Raw genomic sequence first — 25,630 nt, 5'->3', positions numbered from 1 at the left:
TAACAAGGTAAGCCAGTAATGCCCCCTAAATGACAAATAAGGTGTGGGTGCACCCGTCAAATTATGCAATTCTGCGGCGGTATTTAGTACCAACTTCGCCCGCTGACAGCCGTTCCTTTGTAGCGTGATTATGGGCCTGCGCTAATGCGCTAACCTGCTCAGAAAACGCTTATTACGCTGCTCTTTATGGAACCCGTCACCAAAACCGAAACCCTTGACATCGAAGGCATGACCTGCGCCTCGTGCGCGTCCTTCGTGGAGAAGTCGCTCAGCCGCACGCCGGGCGTGCAGCGGGCGATGGTCAACTTTGCCACCGAGAAGGCCACCGTGGACTACGTACCTACCCAGGCTTCCCCGGCCACGCTGAAGGAAGCCGTTATAAACGCCGGCTATGGCGTGGTGGAGCGGGCCCCCGATACCAGCGCCGCCGAGCGCAGCGCCGAAATCGACCGCCAGAAAGCCGTGGCTTACCAGAAGCTCAAGCGCCGCTTCGGGGTGGCTGTGGGCCTGGCTCTCATCATCATGCCCCTGAGCATGCTCATGCTCTGGCCAGCGATAATGCAGCGCATCAATATGCAGTGGCTCAACTACGCCCTGCTGCTGCTCACGCTGCCCGTGCTGCTCTACTGCGGGCGCGAGTTTTACGTGTCGGCCTGGAACGGCTTCAAGCACCGGGCCGCCAACATGGATACGCTCATTGCCGTGGGCACCGGCGCGGCCTTCCTCTACAGCCTGGCCGCTACGGTGGTGCCCGGCTTTTTCACCAGCCGGGGCCTGATGCCCGAGGTGTACTACGACACGACGGCCACCATCATTGCCCTGATTCTGCTGGGTAAAGTGCTGGAGCTGCGGGCCAAGACTCAGACCTCGGCCGCCATGCGCAGCCTCATTGGCCTGCAAGCTAAAACCGCCCGCGTGGTGCGGCCCGATGGCGCGGAGGTGGACGTACCCATCGAGCAGGTGCAGCTGGGTGACTTAGTAGTCGTGCGCCCCGGGGAGAAGGTGGCCACCGACGGCCTCATCACCGAGGGCAGCTCGGCGCTCGACGAAGCCATGCTCACGGGCGAGAGCCTGCCGGTGCAGAAGCAGGTGGGCGACCCCGTGTTCGGGGCCACGCTCAACAAAACCGGCTCCTTCCGCTTTCGGGTAACCAAAGTGGGAGCCGATACCATGCTCTCGCAGATAGTGAAGCTGGTGGAGGATGCCCAGGGCAGCCGCGCCCCCATTCAGCGGCTGGCCGACAAGGTCAGTGCCATCTTCGTGCCCACGGTGGTGGTCATTGCCATTCTCACGTTCGTGCTGTGGTTTGATTTGGCCCCGGCCGGCACCCGCCTGCCGCTGGCGCTGGTTAACTTCGTGGCGGTGCTCATCATTGCCTGCCCCTGCGCGCTGGGCCTGGCCACGCCCACGGCCATCATGGTGAGCACGGGCAAGGGCGCGGAGCATGGCGTCCTGATTCGCAACGCCGAGGCACTGGAAAAGGCCTATCAGGTAAACACTGTGCTCTTGGATAAAACGGGCACCATCACCAAGGGCGAGCCCAGCGTGACGGATTTCTGGACGCTGCCCGGGCAGGAAGCTGGCCAGCTGCTGCAAGTAGTGGCCGCCGTGGAGCGGCAGAGCGAGCACCCACTGGCCGAAGCCGTGGTGCGCCATGCCGAGGCGCAGGGTGGGGCGAACCTGCCTGCCACTGGCTTCCGGGCCGTGGAGGGCAAAGGAGCAGCCGCCACTGTGAACGGCCAGGTCGTGCTCATTGGCAACCGCCGCCTGCTGGCTGACGAGGGCGTAAGCCTATCCCCTACCCTGATAACTCAGGCCGAGCAGCTTTTAGGTCAGGCCAAAACGGTGCTCTACATTGCCGTGGCCGGCCAGGCCGTGGGCTTAATTGGCGTGGCTGATACGGTGCGCGCCACCTCGGCCGCGGCCATCAAAAAGCTCCAGGCGCTGGGCATTGAGGTGGTGATGATGACGGGCGACAATGCCGAAACGGCCGCCCAGGTGGCCGGGCAGGTGGGCATCACGCGCTACTTCGCCGAGGTGCTGCCCGCTGATAAAGCCGGCAAGGTGAAGGAATTGCAGGCCGAGGGCCGCACCGTAGCCATGGTCGGCGACGGCATCAACGACGCGCCGGCGCTGGCCCAGGCCGACATCGGCCTGGCCATCGGTTCGGGCACCGACGTGGCCATGGAAGCCGCCGGCATCACGCTGATGCGCTCCGATTTGGGAGGCGTGGTGACGGCCATCGAGCTGAGCCGCCAGACCATCCGCACCATCAAGCAGAACCTGTTTTTTGCCTTCGTTTACAACACGCTGGGCATTCCCGTGGCGGCCGGGCTGCTGTACCCCTTCTTCGGCATTCTGCTCTCGCCCATGCTCGCGGCCGGGGCCATGGCCCTCAGTTCGGTGTCGGTGCTGACCAACTCGCTGCGCCTGCGCAGCTTCAACAATCATTAATTCCGCTCCTATGGATACGCCCGCCATTATGGTAACCGTCATCGGCCTGGCCCTCGCTGGCTTCGTGCTGTGGTACTTCTTTTTCTCGGCCCGCCAGACGGCCAACGCCGTGTCTTCGTCCAGTGGCGTGCAGGAGGTGGCCATCACCGTCAAGGGCGGCTACTCGCCCGACGTGATTGAGGTGGAGCGCGGCAAGCCCGTGCAGTTGAGCTTCTACCGCGACGAGGAAAACAGCTGCTCCGAGGAGCTGCTGATGCCGGATTTCAGCATTCGCCGCGACCTGCCCGCTTTCAAAACCACGCTGGTGGAGCTGCTGCCCAAAGAAGCCGGGACGTTCACCTTCACCTGCGGCATGGGCATGCTGCGGGGTAGCTTAGTGGTGAAATAATGCCGCATCCCATGAAAGCCGACGTCAGCATTGCCCACGTCCTGCCCCCGCCCGGTTCGCACCGGCTGCTGATTAAGAACATGGTGTGCCCGCAGTGCATCCGGGTGGTACGCGAGGAGCTGACGGCGCTGGGCCTGCACGTGCACCGCGTGGCGCTGGGCGAGGCCGACGTGTCCACGCCCGACGGCGCGGCTCCCGACTGGGCAGCCATCCGGGCCAGCCTGCAGGAAGCTGGGTTTGAGTTGCTGGAAGACCCGCGTGACCAGCTCGTGGACCGCATCAAAACCCTGCTGGTGGCCCTGATTCACTACCCGCCGCCCGGCCCGCGCCTGCTCAATTACTCGGATTATCTGGTGGAGCACCTGAGCAAGGACTACCACTACCTTTCCCATTTGTTCTCCGCTTCCGAAGGCCTCACGATTGAGAAATTCATCATCCGCCAGAAGGTGGAGCGCGCCAAGGAGTTGATTGGCTACGGCGAGCTGCCCATTGCCGAAGTGGCCCAGCAGCTGGGTTACAGTAGCCCGGCGCACCTCTCGCGGCAGTTCCGGCAGGTGACCGGCCTCACCCCGACCGAGTTCCAGCGGCTGGGGCCCGCGAGCCACGCCCGCCGCAGTCTGGACTCGCTGATTTAAGCAAACTCGGCTGCTGTCTTATCGAATATCGCCCAAACTACCTCGCGCAGGTGCTGTTGGTCTTGTTCCGGGAAAACGAAGGCATCCGTCATTCCCAGCTGTGGTAAACGTTCTCGCAAATGAGGGAGTAGGGATTTGTGAATGTTAAAGCAGTGCGAGTAGAAGTGGTTGGCATCGGGGTTGTCTTGGATAACCTGTTCGTGCACCACATACTCCATGGGCTCGGTAGATGAGCTGTTCCAGGCAAAGACACCTTTTTGATTGATGACGTTGGGGTTGTTTTCCAAGCCGATACGAACAAAATCGTCGCCCTGGTCTGAGAAATAAGAATTGGGAATCCGTTTGAGGTGTTTTACCTGGCAGAAGTAATTGGTGAGCCCGCCCCCCGGAAAAGAGGCCCGGGCCCATCGTAGTGCGGCAGCATCGTCGTTGGCAAAGTTGTTCATGTTCTCGTCCGAAAACGTGGGCGAAAAGCTCGCCATAATGCCCCGACGCTCTTTCAACGCTTCCACATTGGCCTGAAACACTTCCTTAATCAAGGGCAGGTTGCCCTCAATACTCATGGCCACCATTTCCCGCAGGCCAGCCTGAGCAAAACCTTGCTCCTCGATATAATATACACTCACGTAGTTGTCTATTTCCCGGGCGGGCGTAGGCTGGGCATCGGTGGCGCCCATCGCCGCAAAGTAAAGTGCCACTGGAAAGCTATAGGTCCAGTCCAGTAAGGGAGTGGGGCAGCTGTAATGCTGCAAAATGCTCAGCACGCTCACGTCGTTGCCAGCATCTCCCCCATTGGTTTCAATGTACTTTGCCAGGAGGCCACCGCAGTACAGTCGGGCGTTATCCATCAGCCGCTCTAAAAACAGTTGGTGGTCGGTGGGCTTCGTTTCGCGCTTATTCAGAATCCAGTTCCGCTGCATCGAGCTATACAGCATAAACTTAGCTTCGTTTATCCCCCGAAACAGGTGGTCGGTTTTGGGGGTGAACTCCGAAATGAGAGCTTCCAGCTCGGCCGGCGTATCAATGCGCTGTTGGTCAAAGTAATTGTTCTTCTGAACGAAAGACCCGTACATAGATAGGTGCTCGGGATGCAGCAACGGCGGTAGTTGCTGACTACCGTAGAGTGCATTTGCTAGGGCGCGCACCCGGGAAGTCAGCGTTTGAGGATTGACATGGCCGCTGCCATCAGGCATTTCCCGCACCTGTGTTATTTCCCTTACTAGCTGAGCGTCGCGGAGGGTAGCCCAACCGCCACCCTGCCCCCACTCCCACAGAATCTTTATCTTTTCGTCAAGTAAGCTTTGTTCGTCAGTAGGTTCCATAAGTTGATGTAAGGCGGCTGCACGAAGGTAGCCAAGTCATGGAAAGCAGGTTGCCGAACCAAAGTAGTGCCTCCAAATGCCATGGAATAGGCTGCTTAGGATAGAAATTATGCAAGTCTGCGCAGGCATCTTGTAAATCCAGTGGTACAGCAGGCCGTTTTAGAAATCAGGAAAACTTCACCACGACCTGATATTATGAAAAAGCTATTTCGCCTTCCCCTGCTGGCCATTTTGCTGGCTTCCATTACCCTCGTTTCCTCGTGCAGCAAAGACGACTCGGATAGCCTGAAAGTGCAGGCGCACGACCAGAACACCATGATGACCCTCATGCACGACATGATGAAGAAGATGGATGCCATGATGAAAACCCAGGACCCCGACCAGGACTACGCCATGATGATGGTGATGCACCACCAGGGGGCCATTACAATGGCCCAGGAGGAATTAAAAAATGGCAAGGACACCCAGATGCGGGACCTTGCCACCCGCATCATTGCCGCGCAACAGGCCGAGATTACACAGTTTAACGCGTTTCTGGCGGGGCACCGGGTGGAGACGCCACTCGTGCCAGCGTTTAACACGCGCCAGATGATGGCCATGGATAAGATGATGCGCGCCAACGACCTGCGCGTTATCACCGGCAATACCGACCGCGATTTTGCCCAACTCATGCAGGACCACCACCAGAGCGCCATCGAGACGTCGCAGGCGGATTTGGACCTTGGCCGTCATTCCGAAACTAAAGCCTTGGCGCGGCAGATAATTGACGAGCAAATGATGGAAATAAAGGAGATGCAGGAGTGGCTGCTGACCAACAAAGGCTACTAATCTCATCCTCCCCTTCAACTAAAAAGCAGCAGGCTACATGGCCTGCTGCTTTTTAAGTTATCCCCTCACCCAATGGAAATGCACAATACTCCCTGGGCTCCGGAATGGCTGCTGTGGGTCTGGTTCGGCCTCACACTGTTATCCGTGGCCTACGTCGCCTGGGACTTGTTTACCAGCACCCCGGAAATGAAAGTTATGAAGTGGGGCTGGGTGCTGGTCACCCTCTACACTGGGCCGGTAGGGCTGCTGGTGTACTGGTTTTCGTGCCGCGAGCCCTCGCCCGGCACCCATGAGACGTTCGTGGCCCCGCTCTGGAAGCAGGCCGTGGGCTCGACGATTCACTGCGCCGCCGGCGACGCCACCGGTATCATCGTGGCCGCCGCCATCACTGGCTACTTTGGTTTGAACATGGGCACCGATATCTGGATTGAGTACGCCGCCGGCTTCTTTTTCGGGCTTTTCATCTTTCAGGCCCTGTTTATGAAGGACATGATGAGCATGAGCTACGGGCAGGCCGTGCGCAGCTCGTTTCTGCCGGAGTGGATGTCGATGAACGCCATGATGGCCGGCATGCTGCCCACGATGGTACTACTCATGACCCGCGACATGCGGGCGATGGAAGCCACCTCGCCCTGGTTCTGGGCCTCGATGTCGGCCGCCACGCTCGTGGGCGTCGTGGTGGCCTATCCCGTCAACTGGTGGCTGGTCAAACACCAGCTCAAGCACGGCATGGGCACCGAGCGGGCTCTGGGCAAGGGCGGGGCCCCGGTTGACGCAGAACATCAGCACGCCGGGATGGTCATGGCCGGCATGACGCACGCCATGCCCCCAATAGCGCCCAGTTCGCCCGCCGGCCACCCCATGCCAGGAATGCGCATGGAGGGCGACGGCCAGGTATCGGCCGGGCGCAAAGCCCTGGTAACGGTGCTTACCCTGCTCATGCTGGCAGCGGGCTACTACGTAGCGGCCCGGTACGGGGACCTCGCTATGCGGCCCGGCCAGCCGATGAGCAAGCCGGAAATGGCCATGCCTGGGATGACGCATTAGCCCGCAACGGCAACCCGGACGACGGATTTTGGGTGCGGCGGCTTGCGGACCCCGGGGTTCTGCGCATCTTCGTGATTCCAATTATCCCGCCCCATTATATGTCTGCCGCGCTACCGCCCCTTATTCAGCAATACAAAGCTGATTCCGAGTCCGTTTACAACACCTGGTTCATCAATAACGAGGAGCGCCTGAAGGCCTTCCGCTCCATTCGGCGCGGGGTGCAGCAGGTGGTCAAGGACATCAAGGCGGGCAGCTTCGGCAACGATTTCAAGGGCACTTCGCTTGAATTTGTGCTCAGCGTTATCAGCGAGCAAAAGCAGGTGTTCCAGGGCGCGGCGCACCCCTTCTACTGGAAGCCCAAGCTGCGCATCCCCGACATCTACGAGCACGAGGACAACAAGCGGGCGTTCGGCCAATTCTTGGAAAGCTGCCTGGCGGCTACCACCGAGCAGCAGCTGCTGCGCGAAATCGACATTCTGGACTGCCGCAAAATCAAGGGGCTGGGGCCGGCCGTGGCCAGTATCCTCTACTTCCTGCACCCCACGCTGATGCCGCCCTGCAACACGGCCATCGTCAACGGCTTCAACGCCCTATTTGGGGAGAAAATCAAGCTGGGCTCCTGGTCCGAGTACCTGCGGATGCGCGACCGGCTGCGCGACCTTAATCAGGAGCACCGCCAGCACCTGAGCCTCGACTACGGCGCGCTGAGCGGGCTGCTTTTCGACGTGGGCGTGAAGAAGATGATTGCCGGCGACCAGCAGTTTGCCACCGACGAGGACCGCGACAAGTACCAGCAGCAGGCCCAAAAGCGCCACAAGGAGGTGCAATCCGAGGCGCAGGAGGAAAACCAGCACACCGAGATGCAGCACCACCTGCTGCGTGTGGGCAAGGCCCTGGGCTGCGACGTGACCACGGCCATCAACGACCGCAACCGTCTTTGCGGCGGCCAGAAGCTCTCCTTTCTCTGCCTCGACCAGCACCCCGAACTGCCCGTGCCGGCCGAGGTGGCCAGCACCATCCGCCTCATCGACATCGTGTGGTTCGCTCCCGGCACCAACCGCGTGGTAGCGGCCTTTGAGGTGGAGAAAAGCACCAGCATCTACAGCGGCATCCTGCGCCTGACGGACTTGGCGTTCTCCATGCCCGAGCACGAGACGGCGCTCTATCTTGTGGTGCCCGATGCCCGCGAGAAGGAAGTGCAGGCCCAGCTCTCGCGGCCGGCCATCCGGGCCGCCGGCGCGACCATCCGCTACATTCTGTTTTCGGAGCTGCGCCAGCACTGCGAGGCGCTATGCAAGTTTGGTGATTCGCCGGCGGCCATGCTGAAAATTGCGCGCTCGGTGTGAGGGACCGTGTCTGTACTTTAGTAGAATATTAAGAGTTGGCTTGACTTTTTATGGCCGAGTATCTGTATCTATGGTTGGTGTTGCTCGGATTTCTGGTCGGATTGGGGCTATTAGTAATTCGAAAAAACCGGCTTGATAAGCAGCTGGCGCAGGAAAAGAGTAGTCTTTACAAGGATTACCAAACCAGGAATTCCGAGTTAAACGTCCGGGAGAAAATACTCGACAAGCGGGCCGCTGATGTGGCTCGATTGGAAAAAGTGTTAACCGAGAAAAGCAAAAGCTTTCCTTGGCTGGCTGGTGCAATTGCGGACCTGGTCTTGCTTAACAACAATCAGGTTGCTGACTATTTGGCCTTTAAGCCCCGGCCGGCCAAGTCCTCTGCCCAGGCAGTGCGCGAGGTAGGGAAAGAGAAACGTATTCTGGCTGCTCAGTTGAAACACCTGCAATACGTTATCAACCAGTACGAAGGCCTGTTTCCATTTCTGACGGAGTTTCGCGAAGGAGAAATGGAGGAGGCGCTCCTGGAAATAAAGGATACGTATGGCGAGCAAGCACCGCAGGAGGCCGACCCAGTGAGTGTTTTTCTGACGGCTGGAGAATATAGCAGTCTCTCCACGACCGAGCGGAACCAGCGGGCCTTGGAGCGATATATGCAGGGCCGGAAAAGCCCTTACCAGTTGGGCCGTGACTACGAGCGCTTTGTGGGGTATTTGTATGAGTGCGAAGGCTATACCGTAACCTATTTTGGGATTGAGAATGGCAAGGAAGACTTGGGAAGAGACTTAATCTGTCGTAAAGACGGCAACACCCTAATCGTGCAGTGCAAGTACTGGAGCAAGCACAAGCTCATCCACGAGAAGCATATCAACCAGCTGTTTGGTACCACCGTCAAATTCTACCTGGACTCAGCGCAGAAAAAGTTAGCTGAGCAGCAGCTTCACCTTTTTCCGCAGTTACTTTCCGCCAGTAACATTCTGGGGGTGTTTTGCACCTCCACTGATTTGTCGGATACGGCCCGCAAGTTTGCCCAAGCTTTGGGCATCCAGGTGCGGGAGCAGGTCAGGCTGGGCGCTTTTCCGATGATAAAATGCCACATCAGTCCGGCAACGGGTGAACGGATTTATCACCTGCCATTTGACCAGATGTATGACCGAACCAAGCTGGATAAAGCAGGCGAGTTTTATGCCTTGACGGTAGCGGATGCCGAGGCTAAGGGCTTTAGAAGAGCTTGGCGGTGGCGTGGGTAGTTAACCGCACCCTGTTGAAGATTGCGCGAAACGTGGGGAGTAAACTTGGCTGATAATTGCTCAGGGTTTCGAATGTCGCTAAAGGAATTAGGCGATAAAGTCAAATAAGAGCTCAGTGAGCTTTTCTACTTGGTTTTGAGCTTGCATCACACTGTACATCTGCATGATGGTTTCCAAGTGCGTTTTGCTCATGCAGGCAACGTAACGCGTGGAATAGTGAAGGGTAGCCAGGTCCTTCTGGATAGTGAAAATTGGGCTTTTAATCCGCTTCTGGGCCCCGTGCTTGTAAATAAACGTGTCGGTAGCGCTTAGCGGAAAGATGAAGTCTTCTAATTTGCTATAGTCAGCATTGGGCCTTTCCAGCACGGGGCAGTCTCCAATCACGGAGGGAAACCGTTCATCGGGCTGCGAGTGAATAAACCAGCTGGCGTGAATGTCGGTAAGCTTGTTCTCGTCAAACAACGGCAGCAGAGGCAACAATATTCGCTTGGCCTCTTTGATAGCATCCGAATCCACCAACTGGTTCAGCGCATTCAGGTCGACTGGGTTAGCTTGGTCGATGGGCCGGATTTCAGCTTTTAAGTCGGCCAGGCTCAACTCCTCTTTCAGTCGGCCAAACTGCGGGTCGCTCGCCGGTATGCGCCATTTAAGGGAGCTGGCCAGCGCAACAATGCTCACCACTTCTTCGAGAGAAGCTTTTCGGGAGAGAAGGACATTTTGCAAATCGGCGGCGGCCTTGTCATCCAAAGCTGCATACAAGGCCTCCAGATGGTCTTTGGGCTGGCCGTGGAAGAGAACCGTATTCCGGTCCATCTCAAACAATATAGCCTTTGGGCTTTGCCGCTGCTTGGCTATTCTACCCGTCTGCTTATCAAGCAAGTAGAGCATTCCATCCGCATCCGCGAAATTCTTAATGAGGAATTGGGGAATGTAGTGGTGTCGGCGTGATACCTGCATCAGTGGTGGGCAACAATTAAAATAAAAAAGCGACTCCAATTTCGGAGCCGCCTTTTTACTGACAAAAGACAGAGTAGAAGTAGTGCTATTTGCCTCCCTTCTCTTTTCGCACGCCTTTGAAGGGCGTACCATCTTGCTTCACGTCCATGAACTGGCCGTTGGTGGTGTTCCGCTTCACGTATTGCTCCGTGACGGGGTTGAAAACTTGCGAACGGTCGCGCACTGCGCCGTTGCGGTGGCCGTCGCCGGCCGGTTTGTTCGTTGCCATATAGCAGGGCGAGAGGGAAAAACTCTCTTTACCTCAACGGTGAGTTTGAACGAAGAATTCCGCGTAAGGATTCACTAGCATAAACACCTATTATTCAGATGCTTTGAGTTGTCTTGAATTGCGCCTGCACGAAGTCGTGGGCATAGGCTTTCACCTGGTCGCGCACGCTCTGGAACTGGTTCATGATTTCTTCCTCGCTGCCCGTGGCCTTAGCCGGGTCGGGAAAGTTGTGGTGCAGCTTCTTGGCGGTAGACGGAAACACCGGACACACCTCGTTGGCATGGTCGCACACGGTGATGACGTAGTCGAACGGCACGGCCGCGTACTCATCGACGTGGTTGCTGGTGTGATGCGAGATGTCCACCCCGTCCTCGGCCATCACGCGCACGGCGCGGGGGTTGAGGCCGTGCACTTCGACGCCGGCGCTGTAGACAGCAGCCCGCTCGCCTAGCTCTTGGGCGAGGTAGCCGTGCAGCAGCTGGCTGCGGCAGGAGTTGCCGGTGCAGAGCACCAGCACGTTTTTCTTATCAGACATGAGCAGGGAAAAAAGCAGGAGGAAGAGGGGAAGAGTTACGCGGCCGAAGCCACCGTTTTGCCGCCGTACCAGCGGCGGCGGAACCAGAAGGCCAGGTTAACCAGCGCAATCAGCGCCGGCACCTCAATCAGCGGGCCGATAACGCCGGCGAAGGCTTGGCCCGAGTTCAGCCCGAATACCCCGATGGCCACGGCGATGGCCAGCTCGAAGTTGTTGCCAGTGGCCGTGAAAGCAATGCTGGCATTCTCGGCGTAGTCGGCCCCTAGGTACTTGCCGGCCGCGAAGCTGAGCACGAACATGATGCCGAAGTACAGGGCCAGCGGCAGGGCGATGCGCAGCACATCGAGCGGCACCTGCACGATGGTTTCGCCCTTGAGGCTGAACATGACCACGATGGTGAGCAGCAGCGCCACCAGCGTAATGGGGCTGATGGCCGGGATGTAGACGTTCTCGTACCATGCGTCGCCTTTCAGCCGGCGCAGGATGGTGCGCGAGAGAAACCCCGCCGCGAACGGAATGCCCAGGTACACGAGCACGCTCCGGGCAATGTCCCAGATGCCGATGTTCACCGCGTAGCCCTTCAGGCCGAAATAAGGCGGTAGCACGGTGATGAACAGCCAGGCCAGCACCGAGTAGAACAGCACCTGAAAGATGGAGTTGAGCGCCACCAGCCCGGCGGCGTATTCGCGGCTGCCATCGGCCAGGTCGTTCCACACGAACACCATGGCAATGCAGCGGGCGATGCCGATGAGAATCAGGCCCATCATGTATTCGGGCTTGTCGGGCAGCAGCCAGATGGCTAGGAAAAACATGAGCAGGGGGCCCAGAATCCAGTTTAGGAACAGGGAGAGGCCGATGATGCGCGTGTTTTTGAAGACCGTGGGCAGCTGCTCGTACTTGACCTTAGCCAGCGGCGGGTACATCATCAGAATCAGGCCGATGGCCAGCGGCACGTTCACCGTGCCCACTGAGAAGTAGTTGATGGCCCCGTTGATGCCGGGCACAAAGTAGCCCAGGCCGACGCCCAGCGCCATGGCCAGGAATATCCAGAGCGTGAGGCCCCGGTCGAGGCCCGAAAGTTTCTTTTCAGCCAGCGCGGCGGGGGCCGGGGCGGCGGGCAGGGGTTGATTCAGGGTTGTCATAGAAAATAGTGAATTAAGCGACCCCGACGGAGGAGCTGCGCCGCTCCATCTGCACCGTATTGCGCCACACGCCGTGGTGCTGGCCAATCCGTTCGCGGTGGCCGATGACGCGAAAACCCGCCTGCGTATGCAGGCCAATGCTGGCGCGGTTTTCCTCGAAGGTGCCGGCTTGCAGCGTCCAGATGCCGTGGGCCTCCGAGTCCGCAATCAAGGCCTGCAGCAGCTGCCGGCCCACGCCCTGCCCCCGGGCGTCAGTGGCGATGTAGATGCTGAGTTCGGCCACCCCGCCGTACACGCAGCGGCTCGACACCGGCGAGAGCGCAGCCCAGCCCAGCACCATGCCGGAGTCATCGACGGCGACCAGGCGGCTGTGGGCCAGGTGCGCCCGGTCCCAGGCCTCCCATTCGGGGGCCTGCGTTTCAAACGTGGCGTTGCCCGTGGCAATGCCTTGCTCGTAGATGGCACGCACGGCGGGCCAGTGGGTTTCCGCGAGTGGTTGAATGGTCATCGGGTTGGTAGCTTAATAGGCTTTGCGCAGCATGTCGGCGTATTCGTTCGGCAGCGGGGAGGCCTCCACGGCCTGGGCGGCTTTCTCCACGTCGTATTCGACCCGAATAAGTTCCGAGCGCACGCTGCCAGGGTCCGTGAGCTTCGTGTTTTCGTCGAGGTGCAGCAACTGGTAAGCCGCGCGTGGGTCACCGTCCTTGGGCTTGCCCACCGAGCCGATGTTGAGGGCGTGGCGGTAGCGGGTTTCGCCTTCCACTTCGTAGGCGAAGGTGCGGTGGTAGGGCTTGTGAGTATGCCCGAATAGCATAATATCGGCGTTGGCCTCGGCCAACACCCGCAGAAAGCTGGCCTCGGGCCGGTCTTCAAACAGGTACTCATTAATTTTGCGCGGCGAGCCGTGCACCATCAGCAGGTTCAGGGTGCAGGGCTCCTCCTGAAACTCCAGCCGCATGTGTTTGGGCAGCAGGCGCAGGTAGCGCCGCTCCTCGTCGCCCATGATATGGTTGGTATAGGCAATGCTTTGCGCGCCCAGGTCCTTTTCGGTGTCGGTTTTGTAAGCGCAGCCGCAGTTGCTGCTGGCCAGCCCGATGCCCTGGTCGTAGTTACCGGCCAATGTGGGGATGCCGCGGCGGCGCACCTCGTTAACCACTTCGTTGGGCCAGGGCGCGTAGCCCACCAAATCGCCCAGGCAGAAAATCATGTCGGGCCGGCGCTGCTCCATATCGGCCAGCACCGCTTCCAAGGCCGGCAGATTGCCGTGCACGTCGGAGAAAAAGGCAATTGTCATCGAAATCGGGCGGAATGGATTGGGGGATAAGTCACGCGGCGCGACCCGGGAGGGCCGCGCCGCGTGGTCATTTTAGCAGCACCCGCCGCCCGGCGTGCAGCCGCCGGCCGTTTGCAGCTGGGGCAGCGCGAACTGCTGGGCCGCCGGAATGCCGCAGGCATCCTGGGCCAGGCAGGCGGTTTGCTTGGGCATGAGCACGAAATCGGTGCCGTCGAAGGTCAGGCCGAACTTGCCGATGGTGGCCTGCTGATACTCTACTTCAATGTCCAAGTCTTCCTGTCCCAAGATTTTCTCCGAGAGCTTCAGGATGTGCAGGAATTTCTGGGGAGCTAGGCGGTGGTCGTAGTCACCGGCCTCCCAGAGCTGAAAGTTGGCCACGGTTTCCTGGCGCTCCACGCCGCCGCAGTCGATGAAATGCTTGCTCACCAAGCCCACTTCCGTGACGTGGAAATGGGAAGGCAGGTACTCGCCCGTGGGCAGGCGGAAGTTGATGGCGTCCACTTCGGTCAGGGCCTTTTTGATTTCAGAGATTTTCATGGCGTTGCTTCGTAAAAAGGGGAGAGTTAGAGGGAGGATGGTTAGCAGGCGCAGGCATCATCGGGGCCGCAAGCGGCGCCGCTCGTGGCCTCGATGAAAAAGGCGGTGAACTGCTGATGTACCTGTTGCAGCAGCTCGGTATTGAGGCAGTAGCAGACGGTGAGCCCGTCGATTTCGCCGCGTATCAAATCCAGCGCCTTTAGCTCTTGCAGGTGCTGGAACACCGTGGTGCGCGAGAGCGGCAGCTCGGCGGCGATGTCGCCGGAGATGCAGGTCTTTTTGCTGGCCAGGAACTGGATGATGGCCACTCGCGCCGGGTGGGCCAGGGCCTTGGCCACGCGGGCTAGGTGCTGCTGCTCTTCGGTGAAGGCGGCGGTTTTAGCGTAGGTCATGAGGAGGAATCGGGGAGTGCGTTGGGAATGGATGCTGGCGTGGCTGCCGTCGCGGCCAGCAGTTGGGTGAGCAGGATTTCGGCCCGCTGGTAGGCGCGCTGTTCGGCAGCTTTCAACCGCTGCTCGCCGCCGCCGCCGGGTTGGCCGTTGTAGCTCTGGGTCTGGAGCCGCAGGCCTTCTAGGACGAGGCATTCGGTGCGCAGTACCCGTTCGAGCACCACGCGCAGCAGGGGATGAATCAAGGTATCCGCGTTGGAAGACATAGCAGTCAGGAGCAAAGTCGGAAGTATGTCGCAAATATACGACATAGAATGACGTAAGTTTACGACATAGCTAAAATATTTCTTCCTGGGCGGAAAACGAGCTGTTTTAAGGTATTGCTGGCGGCGCGAGCCCATTGGGCCAGGCTATGCAGGAGTTCGCTGCGCTGCCGTGCTATTCACCGCTCCCGTTGGTCGCGCCCTTCCTATCCTTCTCGCAAAAAAATCCTCCCACCGGCCCGGCCCAGGCAGCGGCGCTTACTCGGGGGCGGGGCCGGCTCTCCTCTGCTCCCGCTGGTCGCGACGGAAGGCCTAGCCCCGCCCCCGAGTAAGCGCCGCTGCCTGGGCCGGGCCTTCCTCCTTGTTTAATGGCTGCTGGCCGAACCGGCAAGGGCCGGTACCGCCAGCGCAGTGTTTGAGCCAGCGTGCCGCTGGCAAAATCAATATGGAACAAAGGGGAAGAAGGGTTTAAGCGGCCAAAGCGGACAGTTGATTTTAGTGAAATATTGTTGTCTTTTTAGCAACAAAAACATTTGAAATGGCGTTTAATAGGATAAGCAAGTGGTTGTTCACTATCATTTTAGCCCCGTCAGACGTCATGCTTAATCCTGAATTCTTTCCTACCCCGGCCGCCGTTATTCAGCGCATGCTCGAACCGTTTTTCAATCCCGCTCCTACCGGCGACGAAGCCGAGAGCGGCGACCGGTACCGCCGCTACAATCCGGCCGCCGCGGCTTTGCGCAAGCTTACCATTCTGGAGCCCAGCGCCGGCAGCGGGGCCATCGTGGACGAGCTGACGGCCTGGCTGGACCGGGAGGATTACCATAGCCGCAGCGGCAAGCAAAACGTGTATTGCTGTGAGGCCGACCCCGAGCTGCGCGCCGTGCTGCATGACAAGGGTTACAAGGTCATTGCCAACGACTTTCTGAACTACCGGGGCGACCATTTTTTCGACCTCATTATTATGAACCCGCCATTTTCCAACGGCGACCGACATTTGCTCAAGGCCTGGGACGTGGTAGCTGCCGGCGGCGACGTAGTATGCCTGCTCAACACCGAAACGCTGGCCAACCCCTACACCGAAACCCGGCAGCTGCTGGCCCGCCTCATCGAGGACCACGGCACCAGTGAGGAGCTGGGGGCTGTGTTTGCCGAGGCCGAGCGCCCCACCAACGTAGGGGTTAGCTTGGTCCGGCTGCACAAGCCCGCCAAGGCCGACCGCCTCACGTTTGAGTTCAGCAGCCGGGGCCGCCGGGGGCCGGAGCTAAACGAAAACCTCTTCGCTAATGCCGTGGCCACCCGCGACGTTATCGGCAACATGGCGGCCGAATATGAGGGCCTGAAAGCGCAGTACGCCGCCTATTTGCAGGCCCGCGAAGGGATGAAGTTCTACGCCAAAAGCCTGTTGCGCAACGACTATCAGGACGTGCTTAAACTGGCCGAGGCCAGCTTGGAGCGCGGCAGCCTGCGCACGAGCTACAACAACTTCGCCGACGATATGAACCAGCAAATCTGGGGGCTGGTACTCGATAAGGTGAACATTCAGAAGCTGATGACGGCTGACGTGCGCCGCAACTTCGCGGCCTTCAGCAAGGCCCAAGGCTACCAGGAGTTCACTCACGAGGCCGTAGCTGAGTTGGTGGCGCTGGTGCTCGACAACCGCGAAACCATCATGGAACAGGCCGTGGAATCGGTATTCGACACCTTTACCAAGTACCACAAGGAAAACCGCCTGCACGTCGAGGGCTGGGTAACCAACTCGCAATGGAAAGTGAACCGCAAGGTGATTCTGCCCTACGCGGTGGAAGAAAGCTTCTCCGGCAAGGGCTTTCGGGTGAACTGGAGCCGCCGCGACGACTACGCCGACATCGACCGGGTGATGTGCTACCTGACGGGTGAGAACTACGATACCTGCGTGGGCATCGATACCGCCCTTGACCGCTACGGCAATCAGAACCCCAACCCGAACGGCGTGTACACGGTCTACAGCCGGTTCTTTGAAATCCGGGCCTTTAAGAAGGGCACGGTGCACCTGATTTTCCGCGAGGAATTTCTCTGGCAGGAGTTCAACCTTCGGGCCTGCGCCGGCAAGCAGTGGCTGCCCGGCCCTGAGATGACCGCCTATCGCGCCCGCCAGGACAAAGCCGCCACCGCGAAGACCCACCCCCTAGTGCCCGAGGCAGAGCCGCTGGCCGCGCCCGGTACCCAAATGCAACTGCAGCTTGCGGCCTGAGCACCGATGCCAGCGGGCGGGCTACCGTCCGCTGGCACGTGACCGGGTAAGTGGAGTATCGCCCTGCTCCTTCTCCCGTAATGCCGGGAAGCGTTATACTGCTTGCATGAAAACCCCCTCCCCTCCCTCGGCTCCGCCCGGTGCTGCCCGGCCGGCGGGCCAGCAGTTCAGCCACCTGCTGCGCCACGGCCGTTTCTCCTTCACCGAGCGCGAGCTGCAGGAACACCTGCAAATGACTTACCGCACTATCAAGCAGCGCGAAGCCGACCCATCCAGCCTGACCGTGGCCGAGGCGCTCCGGGTGGCCGAGTTGCTGGCCGTGCCCGTACAGACGGTACTGGACGCGGCCCTGGCCGATGTACAGACTGCTCAGCAGATTAATTCCTGAGCGGTGGCACAAGCTCTTGGTAATCTTGGCTGCTTGAAAAGCTACTAAATCGGGCAAAATAGCATGGTCATCAACCCGAAATTCAGTCCCAAAGAGGCAACTCAGGAGCAGCGCCAGGCGCTGGCGGACCGGGTCGCCGCGTTGAATGCGACGCAGGGCCGCAAGTTGAGCCCCTTTGCCGAGCAGTTGAGCCAGCGCTACATTAAAGGCGAGTTGAGCTTGGCCGAAGTAATCGCGCAGTTGGAAGGCTACTATCCGGTAGGTCAGAGCAATTAAGTCGGCTGAGTTGTTGTTGAGGGAGAAAGCCACGCATTTTCCCCTCTTGTTCAGGCTAAGCAACCGGGACCGATTAACCGCTCAGGACCGCCCTTATCGCCAATTCTACGTATCTTGTATCGATGGAAAAGACTCCGTATTTCTCCGAAAACGAGCGCACCGAGCAGCAGCGCCGTGACGTGGTAAAGTTTGCGGTGGGCGTGTCGCTGAGCCAGAGCCAGCCACCCTCGGCGCAACTGGTCGAGCTGCAGAACCGCTACATTGCTGGGCAGATTGACCTGGAGCAGCTGGCCGCTGTGCTCGATGCCGAGTATGGTCCCGCGCCCGGCCCGGACCCGCACGCCAAGTACGTGCAGGGCGAAGGCCCGCTCGTGGAGCCGGCCCAACCCTACGAACCCTATCTGCAATTCGAAGAGCGCATCGTGAGCCTGGCCTAATCAGCTGGCGCTGCTGCATTTTGTATTCTCCGCAAAGCCTGGCGCGTTGCCGGGCTTTTTGCTAGGCTTGCCCTGGTACTTACCACCTTATGGCCGACCTCTTTGCCAACCCCGCCGATGGGTTGCTCTACAATAATGTGCGCGCCACCAGCGAGGTGCAGCTCGACCGCCTCGAAGCTGACCTGTCCATCAAGCGCCTGATGCTCATCCGGGCGCAGGTGGGGCTGGCTACCCCCCGGCCGGTCGATGAGGCCATCGTGGGTCCGGCTTATCCCATTCCACCTACCCCATTGCGGTTTGACGAGCAGTACCTGCGCGCCATGCACCGGTATCTGTTTCAGGATGTGTACCCGTGGGCCGGCGAAACCCGCCAGGACCGAGCTTTTCAAGGCTACAAGCCGGCCCCCAATGTGCAGGCCGACCACCTGATGACCTATGCCAACCACCGCCGCGTCGGTGCCGACGTGGAAGCGCTGGCGGAACAGCTCACGGCCGAAAACAATCTGAAAGGCCTGCCCAAGCCGCAGTTCGTGGAGCGGGCCGCCTACTACCTCGACCACTTCAACCACGTCCATCCATTTCGGGAAGGCAACGGCCGCATTATGCAGGCGGTGCTGATGCAGCTGGGCCACCAGGCCGGCTACCGCATCAGCTTTGAAAAAGTCTACCGGGATTTCAACCTGGCGCGGGACACCGGTGTGGTGGGCGTTTCCGCCAATCAGCACGAGAACCAGACCCGCCTGCGCTACCTACTCGACGCGGCGACCACGCCGCTGCCCGGAGCCGCCGGCCTGCTGGCCCGCCTGCCCAGCCAGGCACAGCCCTTGGAGGCACCCACGCTGGAAGTAGCGCGTATCGAGGCGCTGCGCGAGCTGAAGGCCAGCAGCCAGCGGGTGGGGATTCGCCACGCGGAAGAAACCGGGGCTGCACTGAAGGCGCCCAATGGGGCGGTGCTGACCTCGCCGGTGATGAACTACGTGCAGGCCGCCATTATGGCCCGGCCGGCGGCGCTAACGGAGCAGGCCACGCTGGATGAGCTGAAGAGTGCCTACCTCGTTATTGCCCGCTCGGCCAAGCCCCAATTTAGTGATAAAGCCATCCTGCAGCGCTTCACCCAAGCCACCGAGCAGGCCGTGAAGCTGCATCAGCCGCAGCGCGTGGCTCCGCAGCAAGTAATGATGCCGACGGAACCCAAAGGGGCAGTTGTGCCACCGGGTACGGCAACGCCTACCCAACAAAAAGCCCCCGCGCCGAAGCGCCGGGGGCCGAAATTGCGATAGTCTGGTGTGAAAGAAATCAGCTGTACATATTAGCGAAACGCCCAGTGGTAGCCCCGGCGGTAAGACCACAGCGCAAGGTTGGGGGCAACGTCTTCGGTAAAGCGGTAGCGTCCATAGGCAAACAGGGCAAAGGCTGCCCCGAGGCCCCAGCCCCACACTGCGCTGGCTGTAGGAAACGAACTGATGACGAATAGTCGGACCAGCCAGCCGGGCAGCAGGCACGCAACCGCCACGCACACCGAAAACGGCAATAGCCACAGCCAGCCCTCGCGGCGATGCAGGGCAATCACGACTCCTTTCAACCAATAGAGGCCGGCATAAAATAAGTAGGCCAGGGCACCGATTCCCAGCAAGCGGATTGCGCCAAGCGTAGGCCCGAGAAAATCCATTGGAGCCATCACAACGAAACCCAGCATCAGAAACGGAGCCGCCAGTAATACTTCCACCGCCAGGCGGGTCCCCGCTATCAACACCCAGCCAATCAGCTTGCCAAGTCCTTGCCCCACCTGCCGCGAGGCTTGGTAGGAGTACTGCTCGTTGCGGCCTTCGTCGAGTCCTCTCTGGTAGTCTGACATAGAAGTGCAAATAGTGGAAGGGAACCTGCCTCACCGCTGTTTCAGCAGGAAAACGAATGCCCTTGGTCTGCTTCTAAACGGCGGATGAAGGCGCGGTGTTCCTTTTTGGACGTTTATGAGCTGGTGGTCCGCATCGGTAATGAGCCAAATGCTACCTGAACGTGCGGGCTTTCAGCAGGTCGGCGTTGGCGAGCTTGAGCTTGACGTTGCGCCCGCCGCCCTTCTCGTACACCTCGATGATGAGTTGCTTCTGCTCGGGGATGGTGAATTTTTTGAAGATGTAGACCTGTTCGAGTTTGCCTTTGGCATCAATCTTTTTCAGCCCCCCATTGAAGACGTAAATGGGCGTGATTTCCAAGGCCTGCTCGGCCGTGCGCTTGGCCACCTGCTTGTCCTGAATGTAGAATTTGACGAAGTCCACGTCGTAAGTCACGTTCGACTTGTTGGCGATGTGCAGCGGAAAAAACAGGGTTTCCTGCTTATAGCCCACGTTGCCGGCACGCACACTGAGTTGATTGGCACTCTCGCTGGCCGAAACACCGCCTGCTGCCAGCGCCTGCCGGGAGTAAGCGTCCAGATTCCCTTGCGGGATGGGTGAGTTCGACAGGATGGCTTCCCCCTGCGCCGACGAGGCAGACCCAGCCGCGCCCAGGTCGAGGCTGAGCACCTTAGGGTCGTGCTGGTAGTTCACCACGAAGGAGTACAGCTTTCCATCCGAGGTGAGCACCGTCATATTCGACTCGGGGAATCCGGCCGAAGCCGCTTTCACGCGCACGATGTTTTCCGCGCCGGTAGCCTTGGCCGCAATCAGGCCCGAACTACCCAGGTCGACGTAGGTGACCGGAAAAGGAAATACCAGGTGGGTCGTTTTCTGGTCGCTGATGTAGAGCGGATAGGTCGGCAGCTTGTTGGCTTCCGAGTATTGCAGCATCCGGGCGGCCGAGGTCTGGGCCCGCACCGGGGCAGCCGCCAAGCCAAGTAAAAGGGCACTGGTAGCGAATAGGGTGGTTTTCATGGGAAGGAGTCGTTAGTCTTTGTCTACTTTGAGCATCACGTTGTAGCCAGCCTTCAGGCGGACCTTGACCAAGCGTATTTTCTTCTGGCCAATGCCCTTCACGGCGCTCACGGCCACGCCCGCTGCGGCGGTCGCGGGGTTAGCACTCATGGTCATCATATCGGCCGCGCCTAAGCTCTCCGCGCCGGCCTGCTTCGCGGCATCGCGGGTGATGGCCCCGGGAATGTGCAGGCCTTCCAGCCCGTCCACGTCATACACTTCCAGCGCCGCCGGAAACACGCTGTTGCCCGATTTCAGCGTTTCGATAGCAATACTTAGCCGCTCACCGGCCAGGCTGCACTTGCCGTAGATGAAGGTGTTGGCAGGCAGAGAGTGGCCGTTGATGACGGCCGACTCGGTTAGCCGCATCTTCACCAGCGAGCCGCTGACGACTTCCTGCGATTCGTGAATGACGGCCGGCAGCGTGTTGCCATCGCCGCCCGTACCGGTTTCAGCATCAAAGCCCTGGAAGGAAGCCGTGCGCTTGCGTCCCGGCCCATTGGAGCCCAGGCGCGATACTACGGCATCATCATCCACGGCGCGCAGCCGGGTACTGGGCTTCTTCTTTTTAGGGGCTACGGCCACCGCCCGAGGAGCCGCCCCGCCCCCACCGGCGCTGTTCGACTGGGCCAGCATCGCGGCCATTTGCAGCTGCGCCTTTTGCTCGGCCAGGTCGCGTTCGTGCTGCGTGCGCATCAGCTCCATTTGTTCCTGCGGCGTGAGGGCTCCGGGTTGGGCGGCCGGTGCAGCGGTGGTATTGGCCCCGCCATTGAGTTGGGCCTGCTGGGCAGCAATCAGCTGCTGCTGGGCGGCGGCCACCGATTTATCCACCGAGCCACTGGGCCCGGCTTTCCCATCGGCTCCAATGCCGTAGGACAGCCCGGTGCCTTTCGCCGTATCCAGCTTGGCATCGACCAAGCCCCGGTTCCGCATCGAATCCACCGGGCTGGCGTAGGCTTCTAGCTTGCTGGTGGTGATGGTGGCTTTTTCCGCCTTGGGTAGGTTGGTGTTGAACCCGGATTCGGTGCTCTGCGCTGCGGCCGGCGTGCCCTTGCCACCTCCGCCCAGATAGAACAACACGGCCAGAAAAGGCACGCCCACCACCGGCAGGAAGGTAGCCATCTTGCGGGTGCGAAGAAATTGCGCGTCGTGCGGTTTGGTTTCCATGGGAGCAGATTAGCGGGGCTGGGTGTTCAAATCCTCGTTCTTCAGTACCCGCCAGTTCTCCATCAGAAAGCCGTGGGGTTGTTTTCCGAGCGAGTAACGTCGCGCAGCGAGCATTCTGAGAGGAAGTTGCGGTTCGTAACCGAGGTGGCCCGGATGACCCGTTGGTGCCCGTAGCAGCGGGCTACCATCGGCCGCGAGTTGGTGACCACGACGCTGTCCACGGTCATTTCCAGGCTGATGTTGGCGGCAATCAAATCATTGTAGAAGCCCTTCTCTTTGAAGTTCTCATACTGCCGCTTGGCTGAATTGTCGGCCAGGTACAGTGCCTTGTTGACGTTGCTGTCGATGGCCTTCTGGTCGGGGTCAAGGGTGAAAAACAGCTCGTGAAAGCGCGTTACATGGCTGCGGGCTTCCACCGGCCGGTTGGCCCGCGCATCCTGCGCTCCGGCCGTAAGCAGTTGCCCGCCCTCCAGCACGTAGATGCGGTTGGCGGCCGCGTTGGTGGACTGAAACGCGAAGTAGGCAATGGTGCCAGCCAACACCAGCACCGCGACGATGAAGAGCAGCGCCAGCGTTTTGACCTGCTGAAAAGCCGAGTCGATGGTTTTGAGGGACGCGAACATGACGTAATGGATAAGTGGAAGAATAGTAGGCCGCTCCGGCTAGCCGCGCAGGCGGTTGATGCGCTCGCGCACCGCTGTGCCTGCCCGGTGCCCGAAGGATTCGCCCCGCGTGGCGTTGCTGCCACTGCCCATGCCGGCTAGGCCCTGCCCCGCGCCGACAGCAGCTCCTAAGCCATCGGCCCCGGTGCGCAGGCCTGCTCCGCCCGTGGCCCCGGCAATACCGGCCGCCCCCACCGTGGTGGTGGTGATAAACGAGGTAGCGGCGCGGCCCACGCCCGAGCCGTCGATAAGCATATCGGCTGCTTTTGGGACCATCAGATAGCCCACGATGGCCAGTACCAGCAGGCACAGGTAGCCGATGTCGGCCGACTCGACGCTGCCGCCGGCCTGCAGCTGCTGGATGTTGCTGTTGAGCATCGTGACCTGCACGTGGCCAGCACGGCAGCATAGATGTTAGCCACCGGCACCCAGAGCGAAATCGTGATGAAATAGCCGAACCACTTCATTAGTCCGCCGCCAAAACCGGGGATGATGGCAATACCAAACGCCAGCGGCCCGGCTACGCTGAGCAGCACCAGCAGGAAAGTAGAAATCAGGCTAATGGCCAGCTTAGCGGCCAGTGCCCCAGCTCTAAGATGGATTTGGTCCACTCCCGGAAGTTCTGGCCGACCGAGTATTGCACCTGATTCATAGCCAGTGTGGCCTTTCGGCCAATGTCCAGCGCACCGAGCTTGCCCAGGTCTTCCTCGTACTTTTCGTTTATCTGCATATCCGATTTGGCTTTGGCATCGGCGGCCAGTCGGTCCCGCTCACCCGTCAGCCGGTTCACTTCCCCCAGTTGCCCGAGGCGAATGGCATCGGTGCCGTGGGCCACAGCCATGGTGATGCCGCGCAGGCCCGAGCACAGCGGCACAAATAGCAGAATGGCCAGCCCGATGGCGAACGGCCGCAGCAACGGGAAGAAGTCAATGGGCTCGGCCCGGGCAATATGGCCCCACACCCGGCTGCTGATGAATAGCAGTGCCCCTACCCCACCAATGGCGCGGCCCAGGTTGATGAACTGCGCGGTGAACGTCAGCATCTCGGTGTAAATCCCTTCGAGCTTTTGCTCATACAGGGCCATGTTGAGGTCGATGGAAGTTGGGTCCATGGGGTAGTTCGAAGGGTGGAGGGATAGGCAGTCAGGAAAAGCAGCTTAGGGTAGGTAGTGCTCGTCGTGCACGTTGGCCAACCGCCGAGTGCCCCGGGCCAGAATGCCTGCTTCCTTGGTGGCCAGCTCTCCGACCAGCGCGGTTTGCGCCGGGTCCTGGGCCTTGGCCGGGTCGAGTTGGTCTAGGGCGGTCAGGTTGTCTTGGCTCTGTTGCACCATATCGGCGAAGCGTTGCTCCGAATCCTTGATGTGGGCCGGACTAAGCTTTTCGGGGCCGGTGAGCGTGCCGAGCAGCGCGACGTACTGCTTTTGCTGAGCCAGCAGCTGCTCGTGTTGCTGGTGAATTGTGGCCACGCGCGGGTCTGGCTTGACCACCTCGGAACTGCAGCTGGTAGCCAGCAGCACCAAGGGTAGGAAAAGGAAAGTTTTCATAAGTCGGAAGTAGGAGTTGGGTAGGAAGCTGCCGCGCTAGCGCGCCGTCATGAAAGCGCGCATCGATTCGCGGTCCTGCACCTGCTGGGCCTGTTGTTGCGCGATGGCCCGGCACTTGCTGCTGAAGTAGTTCATCAGGTTGTGCTGCTCGCTGATGCGGTCGGCGATGTTGTCGATGAATTCGATGCGCTCCGGGTCGGTCATCTTCGCCTTGCTGGCGCTGAGCACTCCCGCCAGCTCGCCCATCAGGGCAATGTTCTCCGTGAGAATGCCCTGGTACACTGTTGAGGCCTCGCCGAGCTGGGTAGCCGATAATTGCTTGGTGCGCAGCTCTGGAATGATGGCCGAAAACTGGCTTATCATCTCGCTCTGATGCGTGTAGATTTCCCGAACCCGGCGGTAGTTGCGCACGCCGGCGCTGATTTGCAGCAGGCTGCTGTACCACTGGTCGTGCAGCGCCTGCGTCTGGTCGATAACGCCCTTAATCTGGCCGCTGACCTTGGTCATATCGCCCGCCAGCACCTTGCCTTGGCCGAGCAGGGTAGTCGAAATACCTTGGTGCACGACCTGCTTACGGGACTGGTCTTCGGCAATCGGGGCCGAGATTACAGCCGGCATTTGCGCGTAAGCCGGGCCTGCCAGCAAGGCCAGCGCCACAACGAGCTGTTTTGTGCCTGATTTCATAGTAGATAGCCGGGAAAAGTGGAAGTAGAACTTAGCGGGTACCCATCAGCGCATTGAGGGCCTGCGCATCCTGCGCTTTCTGCTCGGCCAGGTGCATCTGCACGAGGTTGCGCTGGGTGAAGTAGTTGATAAGGCCCAGCTGGTCGGTGATTTTCACATCGAGCTTGTCGATGAAGCGCATCCGGTCGGCATCGGTCATTTTGAGCATAGCCGGACTCACGATGGTCTGCAAATCCGAGAGCGTGTTGGCACTTTCAGTCAGCATCTTGGTGTAAATCGTCGTCATGGCCGATAGCTGTTCCGGGGCCACGTAGGGCGACTGGCGCAGCGTTTCAATGGCCGTCGAGTAGTTCTGAATGATGCGGCCCTGCTTCTCAAAAACTGACTGCACGCGCCGGTAGCCGCGCACCGCCGCGCTGACTTGCAGCAGGCCGTCGTACCAGGTTTTGGCCAGCTGCAGGTTCTTTTCCGAAAAGACCTTGGTCAGTTCCTGCTCCTTCACGCCGGCTTTCACGAGCACATTGGCCGCCGAGGAAAGGCCCTTCATGGTGTTCTGCAAGCCGGTTTGCACACCCGACTGCACTTCGAGCACCGGAGCCGTCACCACGAGCTGCGCGGAGGCTTTAGTGATGCCAAGGCCCAGTAGGGCCAGGCCCAGGAGCGTGATTCTCGTTTTCAT

Annotated in this window: 30 protein-coding genes and 1 pseudogene; 12 read left to right on the top strand and 19 right to left on the bottom strand. The window is 59.9% G+C overall.

The genetic code is table 11. The annotated features are described in order from the left end of the window. Positions 1–186: 186 nt before the first annotated feature. From PK28_RS18520 to PK28_RS18510, 3 genes are read left to right on the top strand one after another with little or no spacing between them, the layout of a single operon-like run. Complete coding sequence (locus PK28_RS18520) at positions 187–2,454, top strand: heavy metal translocating P-type ATPase (protein ID WP_044518401.1); 2,268 nt, start codon at positions 187–189, stop codon at positions 2,452–2,454. 10 nt (positions 2,455–2,464) lie between these two features. Then, the gene (locus PK28_RS18515; RefSeq protein ID WP_044518397.1) at positions 2,465–2,842 is read left to right on the top strand and encodes a cupredoxin domain-containing protein; all 378 of its coding nucleotides are present in this window, start codon (positions 2,465–2,467) and stop codon (positions 2,840–2,842) included. Positions 2,843–2,853: 11 nt separating this feature from the next. Then, positions 2,854–3,477 (top strand): helix-turn-helix domain-containing protein, encoded by a 624-nt coding sequence (locus tag PK28_RS18510; RefSeq protein ID WP_044518498.1) that lies wholly within the window; start codon positions 2,854–2,856, stop codon positions 3,475–3,477. Here the strand turns inward: PK28_RS18510 and PK28_RS20225 are convergent. Then, positions 3,474–4,799: an FRG domain-containing protein gene (locus tag PK28_RS20225; RefSeq protein ID WP_156126587.1), complete on the bottom strand. Its 1,326-nt coding sequence runs from the start codon at positions 4,797–4,799 to the stop codon at positions 3,474–3,476. The genes PK28_RS18510 and PK28_RS20225 overlap by 4 nt on opposite strands. 195 nt (positions 4,800–4,994) lie before the next feature. Here PK28_RS20225 and PK28_RS18500 point away from each other — a divergent pair, with 195 nt between their 5' ends. From PK28_RS18500 to PK28_RS19435, 4 genes are all read left to right on the top strand, one after another. After that, positions 4,995–5,627: a DUF305 domain-containing protein gene (locus PK28_RS18500; protein WP_044518392.1), complete on the top strand. Its 633-nt coding sequence runs from the start codon at positions 4,995–4,997 to the stop codon at positions 5,625–5,627. Between the two features lie 78 nt (positions 5,628–5,705). After that, a complete protein-coding gene (locus PK28_RS18495; protein ID WP_044518496.1) occupies positions 5,706–6,674 on the top strand; it encodes a DUF4396 domain-containing protein in 969 nt (322 codons plus the stop codon). A 98-nt stretch (positions 6,675–6,772) separates the two neighbouring features. Beyond that, positions 6,773–8,020, top strand: a complete 1,248-nt coding sequence (locus tag PK28_RS18490) for a type II restriction enzyme NmeDI-related protein (protein ID WP_044518389.1) — start codon at positions 6,773–6,775, stop codon at positions 8,018–8,020. Positions 8,021–8,070: 50 nt separating this feature from the next. Beyond that, positions 8,071–9,267, top strand: coding sequence for a restriction endonuclease (locus PK28_RS19435; protein WP_048826640.1), 1,197 nt, complete (start codon positions 8,071–8,073; stop codon positions 9,265–9,267). An 87-nt stretch (positions 9,268–9,354) separates the two neighbouring features. Here PK28_RS19435 and PK28_RS18480 read toward each other — a convergent pair whose 3' ends face one another. From PK28_RS18480 to PK28_RS18440, 9 genes are all read right to left on the bottom strand, one after another. Next, complete coding sequence (locus tag PK28_RS18480; RefSeq protein ID WP_197070539.1) at positions 9,355–10,263, bottom strand: DUF4238 domain-containing protein; 909 nt, start codon at positions 10,261–10,263, stop codon at positions 9,355–9,357. 46 nt (positions 10,264–10,309) lie between these two features. Continuing rightward, a complete protein-coding gene (locus PK28_RS18475) occupies positions 10,310–10,492 on the bottom strand; it encodes a hypothetical protein (protein ID WP_044518383.1) in 183 nt (60 codons plus the stop codon). Between the two features lie 94 nt (positions 10,493–10,586). Beyond that, positions 10,587–11,027 (bottom strand): arsenate reductase ArsC, encoded by a 441-nt coding sequence (locus PK28_RS18470; RefSeq protein ID WP_044518381.1) that lies wholly within the window; start codon positions 11,025–11,027, stop codon positions 10,587–10,589. A 35-nt stretch (positions 11,028–11,062) separates the two neighbouring features. Beyond that, entirely contained in the window at positions 11,063–12,169 is a 1,107-nt protein-coding gene (arsB, locus tag PK28_RS18465; RefSeq protein ID WP_044518378.1) for an ACR3 family arsenite efflux transporter, read from the bottom strand. Between the two features lie 13 nt (positions 12,170–12,182). After that, complete coding sequence (locus PK28_RS18460; protein ID WP_044518375.1) at positions 12,183–12,677, bottom strand: GNAT family N-acetyltransferase; 495 nt, start codon at positions 12,675–12,677, stop codon at positions 12,183–12,185. 12 nt (positions 12,678–12,689) lie between these two features. Further along, complete coding sequence (locus PK28_RS18455; protein WP_044518373.1) at positions 12,690–13,463, bottom strand: metallophosphoesterase family protein; 774 nt, start codon at positions 13,461–13,463, stop codon at positions 12,690–12,692. A 72-nt stretch (positions 13,464–13,535) separates the two neighbouring features. Beyond that, on the bottom strand, positions 13,536–14,000 hold the full coding sequence (locus tag PK28_RS18450) for a DUF6428 family protein (RefSeq protein WP_044518371.1): 465 nt from the start codon (positions 13,998–14,000) through the stop codon (positions 13,536–13,538). 41 nt (positions 14,001–14,041) lie between these two features. After that, complete coding sequence (locus PK28_RS18445; protein ID WP_044518368.1) at positions 14,042–14,392, bottom strand: ArsR/SmtB family transcription factor; 351 nt, start codon at positions 14,390–14,392, stop codon at positions 14,042–14,044. Then, complete coding sequence (locus PK28_RS18440) at positions 14,389–14,655, bottom strand: hypothetical protein (protein WP_044518366.1); 267 nt, start codon at positions 14,653–14,655, stop codon at positions 14,389–14,391. Before PK28_RS18440 ends, PK28_RS18445 begins: the two co-directional genes overlap by 4 nt. Before the next feature lie 595 nt (positions 14,656–15,250). On the opposite strand from PK28_RS18440, the gene PK28_RS18435 reads away from it, so the two are divergent. The 5 genes from PK28_RS18435 (at position 15,251) to PK28_RS18415 (ending at position 19,266) form a co-directional block, all read left to right on the top strand. Continuing rightward, a complete protein-coding gene (locus PK28_RS18435) occupies positions 15,251–16,885 on the top strand; it encodes a class I SAM-dependent methyltransferase (protein ID WP_044518362.1) in 1,635 nt (544 codons plus the stop codon). Positions 16,886–16,991: 106 nt separating this feature from the next. Further along, entirely contained in the window at positions 16,992–17,273 is a 282-nt protein-coding gene (locus PK28_RS18430) for a hypothetical protein (RefSeq protein ID WP_044518359.1), read from the top strand. A gap of 63 nt (positions 17,274–17,336) precedes the next feature. After that, positions 17,337–17,549 (top strand): antitoxin VbhA family protein, encoded by a 213-nt coding sequence (locus tag PK28_RS18425; protein WP_044518357.1) that lies wholly within the window; start codon positions 17,337–17,339, stop codon positions 17,547–17,549. A gap of 122 nt (positions 17,550–17,671) precedes the next feature. Beyond that, positions 17,672–17,986, top strand: coding sequence for an antitoxin VbhA family protein (locus tag PK28_RS18420; protein ID WP_044518354.1), 315 nt, complete (start codon positions 17,672–17,674; stop codon positions 17,984–17,986). 89 nt (positions 17,987–18,075) lie between these two features. Next, a complete protein-coding gene (locus PK28_RS18415) occupies positions 18,076–19,266 on the top strand; it encodes a Fic/DOC family protein (RefSeq protein WP_044518352.1) in 1,191 nt (396 codons plus the stop codon). Positions 19,267–19,295: 29 nt separating this feature from the next. Here the strand turns inward: PK28_RS18415 and PK28_RS18410 are convergent, their stop codons facing one another. The 9 genes and pseudogenes from PK28_RS18410 to PK28_RS18370 all read right to left on the bottom strand — a co-directional run bounded on the left by PK28_RS18410 (position 19,296) and on the right by PK28_RS18370 (position 25,630). Beyond that, complete coding sequence (locus PK28_RS18410) at positions 19,296–19,841, bottom strand: hypothetical protein (RefSeq protein WP_044518350.1); 546 nt, start codon at positions 19,839–19,841, stop codon at positions 19,296–19,298. Positions 19,842–19,992: 151 nt separating this feature from the next. Beyond that, positions 19,993–20,856, bottom strand: a complete 864-nt coding sequence (traN, locus tag PK28_RS18405) for a conjugative transposon protein TraN (protein ID WP_044518347.1) — start codon at positions 20,854–20,856, stop codon at positions 19,993–19,995. 12 nt (positions 20,857–20,868) lie between these two features. Further along, positions 20,869–22,062 carry a conjugative transposon protein TraM gene (gene traM, locus PK28_RS19430; protein ID WP_048826637.1) on the bottom strand — a complete coding sequence of 398 codons (1,194 nt, stop codon included), beginning with the start codon at positions 22,060–22,062 and terminating at the stop codon, positions 20,869–20,871. Between the two features lie 62 nt (positions 22,063–22,124). Further along, positions 22,125–22,685, bottom strand: coding sequence for a conjugative transposon protein TraK (gene traK, locus PK28_RS18395; RefSeq protein WP_048826635.1), 561 nt, complete (start codon positions 22,683–22,685; stop codon positions 22,125–22,127). 39 nt (positions 22,686–22,724) lie between these two features. Continuing rightward, positions 22,725–23,260: pseudogene (locus PK28_RS19425) on the bottom strand (TraJ family protein). Between the two features lie 17 nt (positions 23,261–23,277). Further along, positions 23,278–23,835, bottom strand: coding sequence for a TraJ family protein (locus PK28_RS18385; RefSeq protein WP_044518343.1), 558 nt, complete (start codon positions 23,833–23,835; stop codon positions 23,278–23,280). A gap of 45 nt (positions 23,836–23,880) precedes the next feature. Beyond that, the gene (locus PK28_RS18380; protein ID WP_044518341.1) at positions 23,881–24,267 is read right to left on the bottom strand and encodes a hypothetical protein; all 387 of its coding nucleotides are present in this window, start codon (positions 24,265–24,267) and stop codon (positions 23,881–23,883) included. A 36-nt stretch (positions 24,268–24,303) separates the two neighbouring features. After that, the gene (locus tag PK28_RS18375; RefSeq protein WP_044518337.1) at positions 24,304–24,951 is read right to left on the bottom strand and encodes a hypothetical protein; all 648 of its coding nucleotides are present in this window, start codon (positions 24,949–24,951) and stop codon (positions 24,304–24,306) included. 31 nt (positions 24,952–24,982) lie between these two features. Further along, entirely contained in the window at positions 24,983–25,630 is a 648-nt protein-coding gene (locus tag PK28_RS18370; RefSeq protein WP_044518335.1) for a hypothetical protein, read from the bottom strand.

The organism is Hymenobacter sp. DG25B (genome assembly GCF_000801315.1).
In the GTDB taxonomy this organism is placed as follows: domain Bacteria; phylum Bacteroidota; class Bacteroidia; order Cytophagales; family Hymenobacteraceae; genus Hymenobacter.
The sequence above is the reverse complement of the archived record's forward strand: the minus strand, read 5'-3'. Positions and strand labels throughout refer to the sequence as shown.